This window comes from Bacillus sp. A01H (assembly GCF_045277205.1).
Taxonomy (GTDB): Bacteria; Bacillota; Bacilli; order Bacillales; family Bacillaceae_G; genus Bacillus_A; species Bacillus_A paranthracis.
Genome location: NZ_CP117702.1, coordinates 5,070,776 through 5,087,882 on the forward strand (window position 1 = coordinate 5,070,776; position 17,107 = coordinate 5,087,882).

Genomic DNA, 17,107 nt, shown 5'->3' on the forward strand with positions numbered 1-17,107 from the left:
CCCCTCGTTATTAGTTACGTAATGGCTTTCCTTTTACAAGCATGTGCTGCATTCTTGCTTGTGATTTCATCTCACTTACTAAGCTAATAAATGCTTCACGTTCTACATCTAATAAATACTGCTCATCAACTTCTGTTCCGTACGGCACTTTTCCGCCTGCGATGACATATGCAAGTTTCTTCGCAATATGAAGGTCGTACTCTGAAATGTAACCAGATAAATGCATTGCTTCTGCACCAAGTGCAAGAGTTGCATATCCTGTTTCACCAACAACCGGTATCTTTTTACGAATCGGTGCTTTATAACCAGCTTCATATAAAGCAAGTGCTTTCTGTTTCGCATCGTATAGTAAGTGATCACCATTCACACTAATACCGTCTTTATCACCTAAGAAGTTATGAGAAACCGCTTCTTGTCCTGAAGTTGAAACTTTCGCCATTGCGACTGTTTCGAACACTTTATTTGCAACTTTTTGTAGATCGAACTCTACGCCATTTGCCATTTTATTTAAGTGTTTAATGTATAGCTCTTTATTACCGCCTCCGCCAGGGATTAAGCCAACACCAACTTCTACTAAGCCCATATACGTTTCACTAGAAGCTTGAATGCTCGCTGCTGGTAAGCAAACTTCTGTACCTCCGCCAAGCGTCATACCATATGGCGCTGCTACAACTGGCTTAGAAGAGTATTTCATTTTCATCATTGCATCTTGGAAGTTTTTCACAACTAACTCAATTTCAAAGTAGTTGTCGTCTTGTGCTTCCATTAAGATCATTGCTAAGTTCGCACCAACGCAGAAGTTCTTCGATTGGTTACCGATAACAAGACCTTTATAATTCTTTTCTACTTCATCAACAGCGTAGTTAATCATTTGCGTAATATCCATGCCGATTGCATTGCTCTTCGAATGGAATTCTAAGCAAAGGATGCCGTCGCCTAAATCGATTAAGCTCGCTCCGCTATTTTTCTTTAATACGCCATTTTTCGCTTTTAATTGTTTAAGAGAAATGGCCTTTTTATTACGCTCGATTAACTTATATTCGCCATTATCGTAATAGTAGCTATCTCCGTTATCATGTTTGTAGAAAGTAGTGAAACCTTTCTCTAACATTTCTTTCACCCAAGCCGGAACAACTACGCCGTTTTCTTCCATCTTTTGAACGGACTTTTCAACGCCGATTGCATCCCAAACTTCAAACGGTCCTTGCTCCCAGCCGAAGCCCCACTTCATCGCTTGGTCAATTGCAACGATATCGTCAGCAATTTCTTTATGAAGTTTTGCAGAGTATAAAAGAGTTGGTGTAATGATGTTCCATAACAACTCTCCTGCGCGGTCTTTCGCGTATACAAGCGCTTTCAATTTATTCGATAAACCTTTTTCTTGTTTACTTAACTCGATCGATGCAGCTTTTAATTTTTTGCGAGCTTCGTACTCCATTGTTTCTGGATTTAATTCTAGAATTTCTTTTCCTTGTTTTAAGAAGAAGCCTTGACCTGTTTTGCTTCCAAGCCATTTTTTATCAAGCATGTCATGCATGAAAGCTGGTACTTTAAATACATCGCGCTCTTCTTCTTGTACGTTTTCATATACGTTATTTGCAACGTGTACAAATGTATCTAAACCGACAACATCTAATGTACGGAACGTTGCGCTCTTCGGACGACCAATAAGTGGGCCTGTTACAGAATCAACTTCCCCAATGCTATAGCCGCGTTTTACCATCTCTTGAAGAGTTACTAATAAACCGTACGTACCGATGCGGTTTCCAATAAAGTTTGGTGTGTCTTTCGCGATAACAACGCCTTTTCCAAGAACGTCTTCGCCAAATAGTTTCATGAAGCTTAATACTTGTGGATCAGTTTCTTTCGTCGGTATTACCTCTAGAAGTTTTAAATATCGTGGTGGGTTAAAAAAGTGTGTGCCTAAGAAGTGTTTCTGGAAGTCGTCTGAACGACCTTCTGCCATTTTTTCAACTGAAATGCCTGACGTATTCGAGCTTACGATAGAACCCGGTTTACGAACAGCATCTACTTTTTCAAATAGTTTCTTTTTAATATCTAAGTTTTCAACTACTACTTCAATAATCCAATCTACATCAGCTAGACGCTCAAGGTCATCTTCTAAGTTACCTGCTTCAATCAGTGCTAAATTTCCTTTCACTGTCAGAGGAGCTGGTTTTTGCTTTAATAGTTTTTGTAGTGCCGTATTACTAAAACGATTTCTCACACTTTTATGTTCTAATGTAAGTCCCTTCGCTTCTTCTTCTTGCGTAAGCGCAGGTGGTACAATATCAAGCAATAATGTCGGAATACCAATATTAGCTAAGTGTGCCGCAATTCCTGAACCCATTACGCCTGAACCTAGAACAGCAGCCTTTTTAATTTGGAACATCCAATTCTCCCCCTATTCTTGAATGAATGCTCATTCAATTTTTCGACATAAGTCGCAATCAATGAGTGAGCCTCTACTAATAAATATATGATACTGTTTAAATTTTCGCAATATATTTATTGATAAAATTTTCTGAAATAAATATTTTTCTTTTATTTGCCCATGCTATATATGTATTTTCTTCACTAAAATACACTTTCCCTTTTTATAATCTGACGAAACTGGAGGAATATATATGGCAAAACTTAAGAAGAACCCTTCAAAGGCTGGAATTAGCGCAGCAAGTGTGACAGGAAACGCTGGACCAACTGATCGAGGCGTGGAAAAAGGACGTCAAGGTAATAACCAACAATATAAGAAGCATAATATGGGCGAAAAATAACGCTATATTTTTGGGCAGAGAACGTGGCATAATGGGTAATGGCTGCTTTTTCTGCCCAATTTATTTGTAACAAATGAGGGAATTATAATGAAACGAACAATAGTTATGATTGTAATGATTGCCACACTATTTACAGGGATGATTTTCTTCTCTTACGCACAAAGACAACAAGCTGTAAGAGCCGATCAACCTAGCATCACTGGGCAATACGGGATTACAATCGATGCAGACACAGGTGAAATTTTGTATGGCAAACGAGAAGACGAACGCTCTTATCCGGCTAGTATAGCCAAAATGATGACAACGCTTCTTTTACTAGAGAATGTAAAAGAGGATGAGGAAATTACAGTTACAGAAAACGCAATTAAAACAGAAAGTCAAAGTAAGAAAATTAAACTTCGTGCTGGGGAAAAGTTAAAACGTGATGAGGCATTAAAACTGATGCTTATCATTAGTGCAGATCCAATAGCTGAATCCATCGCAGAACATATCGCAGGATCAAAAAATGAATTTGTAAAAATGATGAATGCTAGAGCGAAGGAACTTGGTACAAAGCATGCGACTTTCAAAAACGCAAGTGGTGCTGATGCACTAGGAAACAAAGTATCACCATATGACATTGCTATAATTACGAAAGAAGCATTAAAGTACCCAGTTGTTTTAGAATATATGAATTCAACGCGTACAACTCTACATACTTCAGAACGCTCTCCAAAGATTGCAAACTATGGACGAGAAGAACTATATGACGATCCATATGCAATTGGAAGTAAAAGCGGTCTATCAGCACTCGGAAAATATACAGTCGTAACAGTGGATGAGAAAGACGGTAAACGCGTCATTAATGTTGTATTATCTTCTACTCGCAAGCAACTGTATCCTGATACGAAGAAAATGGCACATTACGCATTTCAGCAATTAAAATAACCAAGGAGTATTTTCTCCTTGGTTATTTTTTAACCATACCTTTTAATACGAACGCAACGTTTGCTGGACGCTCTGCTAGACGACGCATGAAGTAGCCATACCAGTCGTTTCCATAAGGTACGTAAACACGCATTTTGTAACCTTCTTTTACTAGCTCAAGTTGACGCTCATTGCGAATACCATATAACATCTGGAATTCAAATTGATCCCTTGGAATGTTGTGTTCTTCGGCAAGTTTTTTCGTATATTCAATAATCGCTTCGTCATGTGAAGCAATTGCAGTATAATTTCCATTTAATAAGTGCATTTTAATAATCTTTTTATAATTTTCATCTACATCTTTCTTGTCTGGGAATGCCACTTCTTCAGGTTCTTTATAAGCCCCTTTTACAAGACGTAAATTAGGATTATAAGCATTTAAATCCTCAATATCTTTTTCTGTACGATATAGGTAAGCTTGAATAACAGTACCGATATTATCGTACTCAGATTTTAATTGTTTAAAGATATCGATTGTCTTTCCGCAACGTGTATAATCTTCCATATCAATTGTAACGAATACACCATTTTCTTTTGCAGCTTCTAAAATGCGGCGCATATTGTTCATTACAATTTCATCAGAGATATCTAATCCCATAGAAGTCATCTTTAAAGAAAGTTGCGAATCCAAACCTTCTCTTCCAATAGCACGGATTGCTTCAATCGATTGGTTAGCCATTTCATTTGCTTCCGCTTCATTATCAACGAACTCCCCTAAATAATCGATTGTTACACAAAGTCCTTGCTTGTTTAATTGTTTAATAGCTGCTGTCGCTAATTCAATTGTCTCCCCTGCGACAAAGCGACCTGCACCAAAGCGTAAACCGTACTTTTTAGCCAGTTTTGTTAGCGCTTTATTTTTAGATAAGAAAAGAAACGAATTTCGCATTAATTGTTCCATGTAATTCACCCCTATGACTTAATTTATCTGTTTTTTACCCCTCTTCAAAATTATATCATTGTTTAAAATTATTGGATACAAATAATTATTTAGATAATTTATAAAATACTATAAAAACATTTAAAACCCTATATTCTCGCTTATAAATATGCCTGAAATATTTTTCGACATTTAGAAAAATAGAGTTTAATAGGCACAAAATAAGCATGCCGAAAATATTCGACATGCTTATAAAATCCTTTATATTCCATGTAAATTATATGAGGATATTAATGTGAAAAACATATACACTTCACATTCATCAATCATCGTGACTTTGAATATCTCCTTAAAAATAGTTTAATGACTAGCTCTTACAATTAAATATACCCTTTACATTAAAACCAAACTTCTATGTAGATTAAGATTCATTTTATATTTTGCATATAGAGGATATTGGTTAGTATTTTGGCCCCATCATCATAAACTGATTGGCAAAACTGTCTACACTTCTTCTATACCTTGCTAAATCCCCTTCTATATTTTGAAATTGATTAAGTACATACATTAATTTGTCTTCAGTTTCATTTAATCTTCTTTCAATTTCATTTGCTGTATTCCCTTTCCAATTATGAGCTAATAATGTTTTGATAGAGTATAGTTTAACTTTATGATTTTCTAAATCTGATAAACACCTAGCTAATTGATTAGTTGCCCCTTGTACATCTAAAGAATGTTGAATAACATCATAGTTTTTCATATTACTTCCCCCTATTTACCTTTCATTATCCACTCGTTCAAATTCATTTGCCTTTTGATAAATAAAATCTGATGTGGAACGTAGAGATTCCATATAGTTTCTTTGAAATTGATTTACAGCATACGTAATTGTAGGAATTAAATTTCCATCTACACTAGCTGGTGATTGCTGTAATACTTGTATAACCTTTGAACTGGCTTCTACAATTTGTTCGTTAATATGATCTATTTCACGTTTTAAATCCGTTGTAATTGCTTGAATATCCTCAACTTTCAGATGAATTTCTGTATTTTTCGCTTGACGAATAACGCCATGAGGTTCGGATACTAACATCGGGCTTCCATCGGAATGGAACATCCCTTGAAACGTATCCATAGGATGTTCTGCCATAAGTAAAAGACCTAACACACCATGAGAAGTTCCATTACTTTTTACGATATATTGTTTACCAATCGGATTTGCACCAAATTGTTCAAAATTCCCTACAGCATCTTTTTCATGTGTATAATCAACAGCCTTATGATCCATTACACCTTCATCTACACGTTTTTTTGCTTCATCACTTAACAAGCGGTAAATATTAGGGGCAGCATACGTTGTCGCATAAAAGTTTCGTTCAGCAGCAACAAAATCAGCTTCTGCAGCTCCTTTGCTATGTCCAGTCGTGTGAACAGAGATTGGTTTATAGGTTTTGTTAACCCTGTCTACAAATTCTAACGAACTATCAAAAGAAGTCGGGAGTTTTTAAATATCTCCGCCAACAGCTCCCCAGTTATCTTTCATTCCCATTGTGATTTGGAAAGTATCCGTAGATAAATCGCCATCAAACTTTCCAAATTCCGTTCCACGAAAAGAATAAATAATATTATCATATTGCGTTTTATCTGGTTCATAATCCTTGGCAGGTACAACAGCAATAGCTTGCAGGCCATTTTTTGCTTCGGTTTGATTGGTATCGACGGATTCAATCACTACCCATCTTTTCCCTCCACTACCTTTTATTTCAGTACCCTTTTGCAAAACGTCACCATAAACTTGATCTGCTAATTCAAAATAATCTTGATCTGTCGCAATAGGATTTTTTTGAAATTCAGTCATCTTTCACCAATCGTTTCATGATATATTTTAATTATATTTTAATGCAAGGAGATTCCAAATGAAAAAGAAATTGGTAATTACATTAACCATTATTTGTATTATAGCAGGAGGATATATTGCGATGAAATATGTAGAGAAGAAAAAACAAGAAGAGCTGTTTTGGAAGAAACAAGAAGCACGAGTGGAAAAGTACATTCGTTATAATGTAAAGGATGTGAAATCTATTACATTTACAAAAAGGGAAATAACCCCTATGGGCATTCCACATATAAATGGATATATAAACCAAGATGACAAATTATGGTTTATAGCTAGCGTCAGTACTACAAAAGATTTTGAGGAACAGCTTACACGTTCTGGAGAACTGGGAAAACTTATAAAAGATCCTGAAAAATCTGTATCCGAAATAGAAAAAGAAGAAAAAAGATAGAGCATGAATTCAAATCAGCATTCTTCCAAGAACATACGAAATAGCTGATTAAAAAATTGAAGAATGCATTTAATTTTATAATGAGGAATCGATCAAAAAATGCACAACCTTTCTCAATATTGTATTGAGAAAGGTTGTGCATTTTATTCTTTTTATCCTTCATTTCTCTTCTCTTCATTCAGCCTTTTAATATGTGTAATTAACTGCACCATCTCTTCTTTCGCATCGGGATACGTCTCATTCCAGTGCTTCACTAAAGCTGGCATCGTCTTCGCTATGTAAGAATACAGTGCCCACTTCTGTACCTGTTCTTTTCTCTCTTCATTGCTCTCTCCAAGTAATAGTTCCGTGTATTTCTCTAACAACCCGTCAAACTGTTCGTTAAACTTTTCGCTCATCTTATTACCTCCTATATGAAAAAAGCAGCGAAAATCGCTGCTTTTCTTTATAATTTTGATCGAACAGAGTTTAATTTCTTCTCCATTGTGCTTACTTTATCACGACGATCATCGATACGAATTGTTGTTGCAACGCGCTGTGCACCTTTCGTATATGGAACTTCATGCATTTGTTGAATAACTTCTAGAATGACAGGAAGATCTCCTTCAATAATTGTATTCATTGGTGTTAATTGATACTTCACGCGATCTGCATTTTTCTCTAGCACCTTTTGTACTTCTGCTACATATTCACTAACACTTGGATTACCTGTTCCTACTGGAATAATCGATACGTCAACAATTGCCATAGTAGTCTTCCTCCTATAATTGCTTCTTATATATCCATTATCTATTTTACCGAAATACGCATCATTTTACTAATTTGTTATTCCTCTATTTTAAATTGCTCAACCAATCTTTCCAAGTCTCTCATATGCTCCGTCAAGCTTTCCATCGTATGAGCTACCTTTTCTAGATGATTCACTTGTGATTCAGTTGCAGCATTTACTTCTTCCGAAACAGCTGCGCTTTCTTGACTCGTACCAGCAATTGTATGCATGACCGCTGTAATTTCTCCTTGTTCATGACCAATGTTATGTACCTCTTCTACAATTTGTTCCACTGAAGTACTGATGGTATTAACAACTGACATAATTGTGCGGAACTCCGCCTCTGCTTCTGTCGTAACATTATTTTGTATATCCGCAATATCTTTTAATTTACTTACAACTTCTACAACTCGTCTTACCTCTACTTGTACATCACCAATCATCGTCGCAATTTCTACTGTCGCTTCTTTTGATTGTTCCGCTAATTTTCGAACCTCTTCCGCAACAACAGCAAAGCCTTTACCTTGTTCACCCGCACGTGCCGCCTCGATTGAAGCATTTAAAGCAAGTAAATTCGTTTGATCCGAAATACCTTTTATAAGCTCTACAACATTTTGAATCGATCCAACTCTTTGCTCTAACTTTCCAGATGCTTCCTCTGTATGAACGACAATTGAAGAGGATTGTTCTCTCGTACGAACTAAATTTCGCATCGTATTTAATCCTTGCTTAGATGCCTCTTCTGCTTTACCAGCTACTCCTTTTATTTCACCAACAGAGTTATTCATTTGTTCCACTGACTGCGCCATATTCTCGAGCTGCTCTGAAACTTCATCTACACTATTAGCGAGCGTAGAAGCTCCTCCGCTCACGTCATCCATTGCACCTGACACTTCTTTACTAGCTGCTACAGTTTCATTCGTTAAATAATGTAGATTATTCGTTGATTGTTGCACGGTTGATACACTATTTTTAATTTTGCTTACCATTTCATTCATTTGTTCAACCATATGATTAAAATGGTTCGTCAGTTCTCCAACTTCATCCTTACTTGTCACTTTCATTTGCAATGTTAAATCACCTTCTGCTACTTTTTGAACGTGATTCGTTAATAATTGCAGTGGTCTTGCTAATCTTCGTGAAAACAAGTATGAAGCTACGATTCCAACGAATAAGCTAATACATGCCATTATAATGACTGTATTTCTCGTACTATGTAATAGCCCATCAATTGTTTCTTTCGGATAAAAAATTCCTATCTTCCATTTCATCAAATCAAATGACTGACTATATGCAACTACCTCTTCACCTTTTAATGTAGTGACAGCATATTTTGTTACATCTTTATTTAAACTCTGCACAAGTGGCTCTTTCGAAACATCTTTCCCTATCTTTTCCGGGTAAACAAGAGCCATATTTTTATCATTTATAATAAACATTTCGCCGCCGTTATTGTATTGAATATTATGAAGTAATTTCTGAATTGTTCCGAGCGATACATCCATCGCCACAACACCTAATACAGATCCATCTTGAGCTGTAATTGCTTTAGAAACTCCCACGCTTAACTTACCTGTTGCAATTTCATACATAGGTTGTCCCCAGTGAACCGTTTTCACATCAGCTTCTGAGTCTTTATACCAAGGTCTTGTCGTTGGATCATATCCCTCTGGCACTTTTCCACCTTCAGCAAGATTGGCACTTAATGTTTTTTTATCTTTCGTACCAATATATAAGTCTAAAATGCCTGGATGATTCTTTTTATACTCCGAAAACTCTTTCGTCAAAAATGCTTCCTCTTCTGGAGTAACTCCGTCTTGAAGCATATTACGAATCATCTCACTGTTCGCATAATACCCCATATCTTCATCCGTTCTTTGAACAAATGTCGTCAGTTGCTCTGTCACAAGATCCATCGTATTTTGAGAATACTGGTCTAAGGAGCGCACTTCCTTCTCTTTCTGTAATTCATACATAGCTGTACCTAATATTACGAACATCATAGAAATAAGTACCGAAAATACTACCGCAATTTTTAAACGTAAACTTCTTAACATCTTTCCCCAAGCATCCCCTTCGCATTGAATTCAAAACTTATTAATCATTATATTAAGTATAATAGATAAAATTAAAAAATTGAAATTAATTCTCACCTTAATACAATTAGAAAACTGACTACCACTTGTGCAAAAACAAATAGTTCATTATCCTTAAACTATAATCTCATTTGTTCGGAGGGAACTATGTTACAAAAATTCGGTTTCTCACAATATGAAAGCCAAGCTTACGAAGTTGTCGTATCAAGCAACGAACCATTAGATGCTACAACGATTGTGAAGCATTCTGGCGTGCCAAAAGCAAAAATATATGAAGTGCTTGCACGTCTAATCGATAAAGGAATGGTAATGGATTCTGTTTCGGAGAAGAAAAAGATGTATACAGCATTACCACTCAAGCTAGCAATTGAAAAATTAACGACAGAATTTCAATCCAATATTAAAGAATTAGAGACAACTATATCGAAAAAATCATTTACAGATGACCGTGTATGGAGCTTAAAAATGCAATCTTCTATTCGCGTTCAAAGTAAAGAACTCATCGAAAGTGCAAAAGAATCGATTCGTATTTCAGCTTGGAACGATACTCTTTTAGAATATCTTCCGTTATTAGAAGAAAAAGCAAAACAAGGCGTCAAAACCGAGTCACTTATAGTTGGAAAAGTCGAAACAGACTTAGAAAATATGCATTTTCTAATCCCAGCGGAAGAGCCTAACGCGCTAGAGCGATACTTACTGCTCATCGTTGACGACCGCGAAATTTTATTTGCTGGTGTAGAGCAAGAGTCATGGCAAGCAATGAAAACAATGTCACAACCTTTCGTAAAGTTCTTTACAGAATTTTTCTACCATGACGTTGCACTTGCAAAGATTACCCAGAAACACCATGATCTCTTTATGGAAGATGAGGAAATTAAGAGTTTGTTGATGAAGTTGAGATACTAAAAAAACGCCTCTATTACAAGGCGTTTTTTTCTACATTTCTTTTCTATTTTTCATCTTTAACACATAAGCTCCTGCAATAATAAAACCAAGTCCTAGAACAAATAAAACCGTAAATTCATTGCCGACGCCACCTGTAGCTGGTAATCGCACTTCATTATGAGTACCAGGTTGTTGCATTGGCTTCACATCAGCAGAAGGTTTCACTTCTCCATTCGGTGTTGGCTTATTTGGCTTAGAAGGAAACGATGCCTTTTCTTCTTTCTTATTTTTCACAATATGTTTAATAATTTCTCCATCCTCTTTTATTTCAAATCCGAATGTCTCTTCATTTATTACATATCCATTTGGTGCTATTGTTTCTTTATACGTGTACTTTCCGTATGGTAGTTTGAATTTCGCTATACCTTGCTCATTTGTTTTTCCTTTTACTACTTCTTTCCCTTGTTCGTTGTAGATTGTAAATTCTGCGTTCGGCAGTTTCGTATTCCCATCCGCTATATCTACTTTCGTTATTTCTAACTCGCCTTCTACTTTCTTATCTTGAACGATATGTTTAATAATTTCTCCATTCTCTTTTATTTCAAATGCGAACGTCTCTTCATTTATTACATATCCATTTGGTGCTATTGTTTCTTTATACGTATACTTTCCGTATGGTAGTTTGAATTTCGCTACACCTTTTTCATCTGTTTTTCCTTTTACTACTTCTTTCCCTTGTTCGTTGTAGATTGTAAACTCTGCATTTGGTAATTTCGTATTCCCATCCGCTATATCTACTTTCGTTATTTCTAACTCACCTTCTACTTTCTTATCTTGAACAATATGTTTAATAATTTGTCCATTCTCTTTTATTTCAAATGCGAATGTCTCTTCATTTATTACATATCCATTTGGCGCTATTGTTTCTTTATACGTGTACTTTCCGTATGGTAGTTTGAATTTCGCTACACCTTTTTCATCCGTTTTTCCTTTTACTACTTCTTTCCCTTGTTCGTTGTAGATTGTAAATTCTGCGTTCGGCAGTTTCGTATTCCCATCCGCTATATCTACTTTCGTTATTTCTAATTCACCTTTTACATTTTCATTTTTAAGCTCTAATACAGCAGTTTCACCAGTTTTCACTTCAATTTTTTTAACACTTCCGTCTAACACATATCCAGCTGGCGCTTGAATTTCTTTGACGCTATATATACCGATTGGAAGATTACCTAACTCCGCAATCCCCTTATCATTAGTCGTAACATTTTGTTTAAAGTTTTCATTAGAAACTTCATACACCGCTCCTTTTAATACTTCCTTTTTTTCTCCTAATTTCATAATCTTTAAAGAACCTACTGATTCCCAATTTACAACTAAATCTGTACTGATTTTCTCACTATTTCTTTGTAACAATACCGTTGTATTTTGAACTTTTTCCGATCCTTTAAAAGCTATTGCTTGTAAATTTGTTAAAGTAGACTTCACTTTCATTTTAAAGTTACCACTACTCGTATTTTTTGGTATTAATATTTTGAATTTTTCGTTAATTGATAACATACTTTTCTCTTCACCATTTTCATTTACAATGCGAAGCCCTTTAGGAGCATTTTCAGGAAGAATTGTATAAGAGCCAGAAACCGCATTTGTTTGCACTGCATAAAATCCTGTTTCTAAATAATCACCTTTTTTTGTAGCAGTTTGTGAATCTACAGGATTAACTTTAAAGAATACATTTTGTGATCCAGTTTCTTTCTTTGAAGCCTCTACTAAACGCTTCATAAGATTATGTACACGTTCATTTTTTGCAACTAAATCTTCTTCCGTTAATTCATTTGCTGCAATCCATACTGCTAATTGTGTAGCATAATGCGCTTCTTCCGTTGTCGCTACACCTAATTCAGATGGGCTTTTTTGAGGATATCCATTTAATAAAATACGATATACAGCATCGGATGTTTTCCCCATCTCAGGCAAATCATCCCCATTGGGCGAACGTAAATCAGGCGTTAAACAATACGCAATACTACCCGAAGCCGTTTTAATTATTTCTGTCTTTATTTCACGCTGTTTCGAATTACTATAGCTCCAATCCATTTTATATGTTTCTCTGTTCATTACTTCTGCCTTTACTTGTGGCATCGCAATTCCTAATAAAATAATAAGAGTACTTAAAAAACTAAACCATTTTCCTACCATCTTTCGTTTCATTCTCTCCACCACCATATATAAATTTCTACATGAAGCAATCTTACTGTTTCATTGTACTTATAGTGAAAAAAAGAGAATAGGTGGTTTTTTTGTAGTATCTTGTCGAATTGTTGAGAAAGTTTCACAGTAATAAGCCATTTTAAAACGTTTTGTTGTCATGCTGCTATTGACAAATAAACATTACATGTTTCCAATTTTCAAACATAATAAAAAAGGCACTTTATAAGTGCCTTCATAATCTTACGAGAAACAAATTTCAAATGAATACATATTACTTATCTTTTTCCTTTATCTCCATCAACAGCTCAATAATCTTCTCATTTTGCTCCACTTGTTTCTCTGAATTTTGATAGATGAAACGAACCCATCTAAAAATAAACGCGACCACAAATATTGGTATAAGGCTAAGTATCACTCCGACTAAATCATATGCCATTTTCTATCACCTCGCTACATACAAATTCTCTACCTTTCTACTAAAACCTGCAATTTTTTACAAATAAAAAAGAACCTATCAAACGATAGATTCTTCCTTCGCAAACTGAGTAGAACGTCCTCTCGTAATCGAGAAAATCGCACAAAGCAGCGCTAATATAATAAAGCCGCCTCCTACCCAAGCATTATATATAACAGACGATTTCTCAATAACAACTCCGCCTACTGTTGAACCGAGCGCAATTCCTAAGTGAAGGGCAGAGTTATTTAAACTTTGCTGAATACCAGCTGATTCCGGTGCAATTTCAATTAAATAATTTTGTTGTGCTGGCGAAATAGCCCAGCTCAGCATACTCCAAAGTCCCATCATAATAATGAACAGCGGGAATGAGAATGTCATCATCGGCAATAGGAAGATCGCACACGCAAATACGATAATAATTGAAATAATACTTTTCTTCGATCCCCATTTATCAGCAAGCCAACCTCCGAAGCCGCCCCCAATTACTGCTGCGATTCCGAAGATGAAGTAAAATACACTAATCCAATTCGCTTCCACATGCATAACATCTTTTAAAAATGGTGTTAAATATGCATATAGTGTTAAATGACCCGTTAAAAATAAGAATGACGTTAACTGTGCACTGACGATTTTTTTATCTTTTAACGTAGCAATCTGCTCTCTTATTGATAATACCGATGTCGGTGGTACTTTCGTTAAGAATAATGAAATACAAGCGATTGCTATAACTGTTAAGATCGAAATGAGTACAAATGGTGCACGCCATCCGTATGCATTTCCGAGTACAAGGCCAAGCGGTACTCCAAGTACAAGTGACCCACTAATCCCCATGAAAATGATTCCAATTGCACGCGCACGAAAATGCGGTTCTACAACGCTAGAAGCAAGTGTTACTGACAGTGCAATAATAAGCGAACCACTCGCCGCACAAATCACCCTTGAGAACATTAACATCCCGTAATTCACACTAAATGCTGAAATAATATTTCCGATTAAGAAAATTGATAATGCCCCAACATACAATGTTTTTCTTTCAAATTTCCCTGTTAAAGCTAGTAAAACAGGACCTGATAAAGCAAATACTACTGAAAATATTGTGATAAGCTGACCAGCTGCACTAATAGATACACCTAAATCGTTGGCAACTAAATCGAGCGTTCCTCCTATAATTAGCTCAACCGTTCCGACTACGAAAGCCGCGATAGCTAAAATATACACACGAAAATTCAAGTCTTTCCCCACGCTTTCTTTTTTGGTTACTACGATTATAGTAACCAAAAAAAGAAAGCGGAAGCAAGTACAATTTTTTATCATAAGAAACTCCCCTCTTATGATATATCTCCAACATTTAAATAAAGATCCTTATCTGAAAAATTATCACTACTTCTATCCAATTTGTAATCAAACTAAGAAATATTAATAAAAAACAACATTTATTATTAAATTTTTATATATAAATTTAATTTATAATAAACTTGATTAAATTTCCTATTATTTACAAACAAATTGTACCAAATAAGATTTTTCTTTACTAGACTTGTATTAAAATTACAGAAAAATTATTATTTTCTTGTAGAGTAAATACTATACTTTACAAACACACAATAGTTTGGAATATCAAAAAACTTAGGGGGAAAAGAAATGAAAAAATTAACTGCACTAACTTTGACAGCAAGTATTTTAGCTTCAGCTGGGCTTGTGCCTACATCATCTTTCGCAGCAAGTAACGAACTTCCGTATTTAAATGAGATTAAGAAATTGCAGCCAGACGTAAGTACAGAAGAGTTAATTTCAGATATTATTGAAGTTGCAAAAAATACGGGCAATACAAAAGAAGCTTTAGCAGAACAAATTTATAAAGAATTAAAAGCAAATCATGAACAAGGAGAACGAGAAGCTACTCAACGAAATAATAAAGATACTACTAATGTTCAATATGGTGCTAGCGGCGGAAATGTAAAAGTAGGAAATTCTAATATGGGCGACTTTTATTATACTGGATCTACAACTGCTTATATGAATCACGGACATGTCGGTATGTACTATAGTAAAGACTTGATTGTTGAATCTGTACCAGACAAAGGTGTGCGCACAATTGCTACTAATAAACGCTTAGTTGATAAAGGTGATGCAGTTGTCAAATCTGTAAATACTTCTTGGCAAAATAAAAACGACGCAGCTTGGTGGGCGAAAGATCGTGTAGGAAAGGATGACTATTCTTATAATTTCGCAAACAATAGCAATACTAGCCATTATGGCGCGAAGAATTGTTCTAAATTGATATGGTCTGCTTATAAATTACATGGTGGTTTAGATTTAGATAAAGATGGTGGAGCAGGTGTATATCCTCGAGATGTTAGAGATGCGCAAAAAACATCGTTAATTCGTAATATATAATTTTAAAACTGAAAGTGAAACAATTTATTTGTTTCACTTTTTGGTTATTTGAGGAGCAGAAGTGAAAATGAAAAATCACCGGAAAATAATTCTATTTTTTACGATTATTATAACGATTGCAGTATTAGCTTACTATTTATGTATAAAAGATAAGAATGCAAACTTAATATCAGATAAAGAAATACAAAATAAAAATTTTTTAGATGATAAAAAGGCTGTGCTTTACTTCTCATCCACTGCCGATCAAGATTTAGATGGTAAAGGCATTAGTTATGCCATATTTATAAATAAACAAGGCGTTGCTAGCGGATATAAAATGGGTGGTCTAGAGCTCGGCGGTATTGGTGTATCCGACGATAAAAAACAAGTTCTATTAGAGAGTAAAAATACTATAACATTTCTAGGAGAAAATCCTACTACTCATAAAATAAAATACCAACATACCGGTGATTTTAATGGATATTTAGCAAACCAAAAGATATTTGTTACTATTTACAATTCAGGAATGGACAAAGAGAACGGGAACTATAATTCAAATGTTTTATTCGGAAATGAAAAAGTTATTCATAAAAGCAATATCCCTCATTTCATTATTAGCTCTGGATTAGATGGGGAAAATATTTTAGTAGCCACTCAAGAATTAGTTACTAATAAATACGAATTAAAAAAATTAACGTTTAATGATGCAACAATGAATATAGAGAATATTACAGCGCTTAATATAAATGGAAAAGAGGACCATGCTAATCTTTCACCTATTTTAGTAGATTCAGAGAATTACTACATGGTTATGAGTACAATTGATAAGGATGATCCGCTAAAAGGGGAAACATTCTTGTTACGTACTAATAAAGCCACTTTAGAACAAAATACAATATTTATGTATAAAGAAGAAAACTCAACTGCAACCAGCCCATTTTCATTAGATAATTCCGCATATATATATAACAACGAATTATATTTTTTAAACGGTCTTGGTGATATATATACATATAACCCTAAAAATAATACGATGAGCCATAAATTCACCATAGATTACCATGTTAAAGATGGCGTTAGATATAATGAACAAACTTATTTCGAAAACGACTCATTATATGTTCTACGTTATGATGCAAAGCGCAATAATAAATACTATATAGAAAGATACAACTTAACAAACGGAAGAAAAGTATCCGAACAAGAAATACAAGGTATAGAATCTATACTCGCCACCGTGAAAGGGGGAAAGAAAGTTTATGCTTATGACTTTAAAATGTTACTACCCAAAACAGGTAATTAACTATACTTAATTACCTGTTTCTAGGTTATAAAATAGGGTAATGTAATTCCCCATAATTCTAATTTTATACTTTCAAATTTTTTCACATAAAAAACAGGCGTATGA

General features: G+C 34.9%; 14 protein-coding genes and 2 pseudogenes. 6 read left to right on the plus strand and 10 right to left on the minus strand.

The features are described from left to right. Positions 1–10 precede the first annotated feature (10 nt). Positions 11–2,392, minus strand: coding sequence for a 3-hydroxyacyl-CoA dehydrogenase/enoyl-CoA hydratase family protein (locus PSR14_RS27105; protein WP_000486396.1), 2,382 nt, complete (start codon positions 2,390–2,392; stop codon positions 11–13). A 235-nt stretch (positions 2,393–2,627) separates the two neighbouring features. Between PSR14_RS27105 and PSR14_RS27110 the strand changes: the two genes are divergently transcribed. After that, entirely contained in the window at positions 2,628–2,774 is a 147-nt protein-coding gene (locus PSR14_RS27110; protein ID WP_001096347.1) for a YuzL family protein, read from the plus strand. Between the two features lie 87 nt (positions 2,775–2,861). Next, a complete protein-coding gene (locus tag PSR14_RS27115) occupies positions 2,862–3,701 on the plus strand; it encodes a D-alanyl-D-alanine carboxypeptidase family protein (RefSeq protein ID WP_000831472.1) in 840 nt (279 codons plus the stop codon). A 22-nt stretch (positions 3,702–3,723) separates the two neighbouring features. Here PSR14_RS27115 and PSR14_RS27120 read toward each other — a convergent pair whose 3' ends face one another. The 3 genes and pseudogenes from PSR14_RS27120 to PSR14_RS27130 all read right to left on the minus strand — a co-directional run bounded on the left by PSR14_RS27120 (position 3,724) and on the right by PSR14_RS27130 (position 6,478). Beyond that, positions 3,724–4,641 (minus strand): proline dehydrogenase family protein, encoded by a 918-nt coding sequence (locus PSR14_RS27120; protein ID WP_000436775.1) that lies wholly within the window; start codon positions 4,639–4,641, stop codon positions 3,724–3,726. 439 nt (positions 4,642–5,080) lie between these two features. Further along, the gene (locus PSR14_RS27125; RefSeq protein ID WP_000800688.1) at positions 5,081–5,380 is read right to left on the minus strand and encodes a hypothetical protein; all 300 of its coding nucleotides are present in this window, start codon (positions 5,378–5,380) and stop codon (positions 5,081–5,083) included. Positions 5,381–5,395: 15 nt separating this feature from the next. Further along, positions 5,396–6,478 (minus strand): annotated as a pseudogene (locus PSR14_RS27130) (cytoplasmic protein). 58 nt (positions 6,479–6,536) lie between these two features. Here PSR14_RS27130 and PSR14_RS27135 point away from each other — a divergent pair. Then, positions 6,537–6,908 carry a DUF1433 domain-containing protein gene (locus PSR14_RS27135; protein WP_000728342.1) on the plus strand — a complete coding sequence of 124 codons (372 nt, stop codon included), beginning with the start codon at positions 6,537–6,539 and terminating at the stop codon, positions 6,906–6,908. 152 nt (positions 6,909–7,060) lie between these two features. Here PSR14_RS27135 and PSR14_RS27140 read toward each other — a convergent pair whose 3' ends face one another. From PSR14_RS27140 to PSR14_RS27150, 3 genes are all read right to left on the minus strand, one after another. Next, the gene (locus PSR14_RS27140; RefSeq protein WP_001290595.1) at positions 7,061–7,306 is read right to left on the minus strand and encodes a YusU family protein; all 246 of its coding nucleotides are present in this window, start codon (positions 7,304–7,306) and stop codon (positions 7,061–7,063) included. 47 nt (positions 7,307–7,353) lie between these two features. Further along, positions 7,354–7,656: an MTH1187 family thiamine-binding protein gene (locus PSR14_RS27145; RefSeq protein ID WP_001018860.1), complete on the minus strand. Its 303-nt coding sequence runs from the start codon at positions 7,654–7,656 to the stop codon at positions 7,354–7,356. A 77-nt stretch (positions 7,657–7,733) separates the two neighbouring features. Continuing rightward, a complete protein-coding gene (locus tag PSR14_RS27150; RefSeq protein WP_000946338.1) occupies positions 7,734–9,734 on the minus strand; it encodes a methyl-accepting chemotaxis protein in 2,001 nt (666 codons plus the stop codon). A 186-nt stretch (positions 9,735–9,920) separates the two neighbouring features. Between PSR14_RS27150 and PSR14_RS27155 the strand changes: the two genes are divergently transcribed. Beyond that, entirely contained in the window at positions 9,921–10,679 is a 759-nt protein-coding gene (locus PSR14_RS27155) for a TrmB family transcriptional regulator (RefSeq protein WP_000939491.1), read from the plus strand. Positions 10,680–10,709: 30 nt separating this feature from the next. Here the strand turns inward: PSR14_RS27155 and PSR14_RS27160 are convergent, their stop codons facing one another. From PSR14_RS27160 to PSR14_RS27170, 3 genes and pseudogenes are all read right to left on the minus strand, one after another. After that, positions 10,710–12,866 (minus strand): SpaA isopeptide-forming pilin-related protein, encoded by a 2,157-nt coding sequence (locus tag PSR14_RS27160; RefSeq protein WP_098487442.1) that lies wholly within the window; start codon positions 12,864–12,866, stop codon positions 10,710–10,712. Between the two features lie 271 nt (positions 12,867–13,137). Next, the gene (locus tag PSR14_RS27165) at positions 13,138–13,302 is read right to left on the minus strand and encodes a hypothetical protein (protein ID WP_000312826.1); all 165 of its coding nucleotides are present in this window, start codon (positions 13,300–13,302) and stop codon (positions 13,138–13,140) included. A 78-nt stretch (positions 13,303–13,380) separates the two neighbouring features. Next, positions 13,381–14,671, minus strand: a pseudogene (locus tag PSR14_RS27170) (MFS transporter). A gap of 293 nt (positions 14,672–14,964) precedes the next feature. Here PSR14_RS27170 and PSR14_RS27175 point away from each other — a divergent pair. Beyond that, complete coding sequence (locus PSR14_RS27175; RefSeq protein WP_098487441.1) at positions 14,965–15,720, plus strand: YiiX/YebB-like N1pC/P60 family cysteine hydrolase; 756 nt, start codon at positions 14,965–14,967, stop codon at positions 15,718–15,720. Positions 15,721–15,787: 67 nt separating this feature from the next. Continuing rightward, on the plus strand, positions 15,788–17,002 hold the full coding sequence (locus PSR14_RS27180) for a hypothetical protein (RefSeq protein WP_000788578.1): 1,215 nt from the start codon (positions 15,788–15,790) through the stop codon (positions 17,000–17,002). Positions 17,003–17,107 lie beyond the last annotated feature (105 nt).

Coding starts and splice junctions, on each gene's coding strand:
- PSR14_RS27145 (WP_001018860.1), bottom strand. CDS start 7,656: ATGGCAATTGTTGACGTATCGATTATTCCAGTAGGAACAGGTAATCCA.
- PSR14_RS27155 (WP_000939491.1), top strand. CDS start 9,921: ATGTTACAAAAATTCGGTTTCTCACAATATGAAAGCCAAGCTTACGAA.
- PSR14_RS27125 (WP_000800688.1), bottom strand. CDS start 5,380: ATGAAAAACTATGATGTTATTCAACATTCTTTAGATGTACAAGGGGCA.
- PSR14_RS27120 (WP_000436775.1), bottom strand. CDS start 4,641: ATGGAACAATTAATGCGAAATTCGTTTCTTTTCTTATCTAAAAATAAA.
- PSR14_RS27160 (WP_098487442.1), bottom strand. CDS start 12,866: ATGAAACGAAAGATGGTAGGAAAATGGTTTAGTTTTTTAAGTACTCTT.
- PSR14_RS27180 (WP_000788578.1), top strand. CDS start 15,788: ATGAAAAATCACCGGAAAATAATTCTATTTTTTACGATTATTATAACG.
- PSR14_RS27165 (WP_000312826.1), bottom strand. CDS start 13,302: ATGGCATATGATTTAGTCGGAGTGATACTTAGCCTTATACCAATATTT.
- PSR14_RS27175 (WP_098487441.1), top strand. CDS start 14,965: ATGAAAAAATTAACTGCACTAACTTTGACAGCAAGTATTTTAGCTTCA.
- PSR14_RS27110 (WP_001096347.1), top strand. CDS start 2,628: ATGGCAAAACTTAAGAAGAACCCTTCAAAGGCTGGAATTAGCGCAGCA.
- PSR14_RS27105 (WP_000486396.1), bottom strand. CDS start 2,392: ATGTTCCAAATTAAAAAGGCTGCTGTTCTAGGTTCAGGCGTAATGGGT.
- PSR14_RS27150 (WP_000946338.1), bottom strand. CDS start 9,734: ATGTTAAGAAGTTTACGTTTAAAAATTGCGGTAGTATTTTCGGTACTT.
- PSR14_RS27115 (WP_000831472.1), top strand. CDS start 2,862: ATGAAACGAACAATAGTTATGATTGTAATGATTGCCACACTATTTACA.
- PSR14_RS27140 (WP_001290595.1), bottom strand. CDS start 7,306: ATGAGCGAAAAGTTTAACGAACAGTTTGACGGGTTGTTAGAGAAATAC.
- PSR14_RS27135 (WP_000728342.1), top strand. CDS start 6,537: ATGAAAAAGAAATTGGTAATTACATTAACCATTATTTGTATTATAGCA.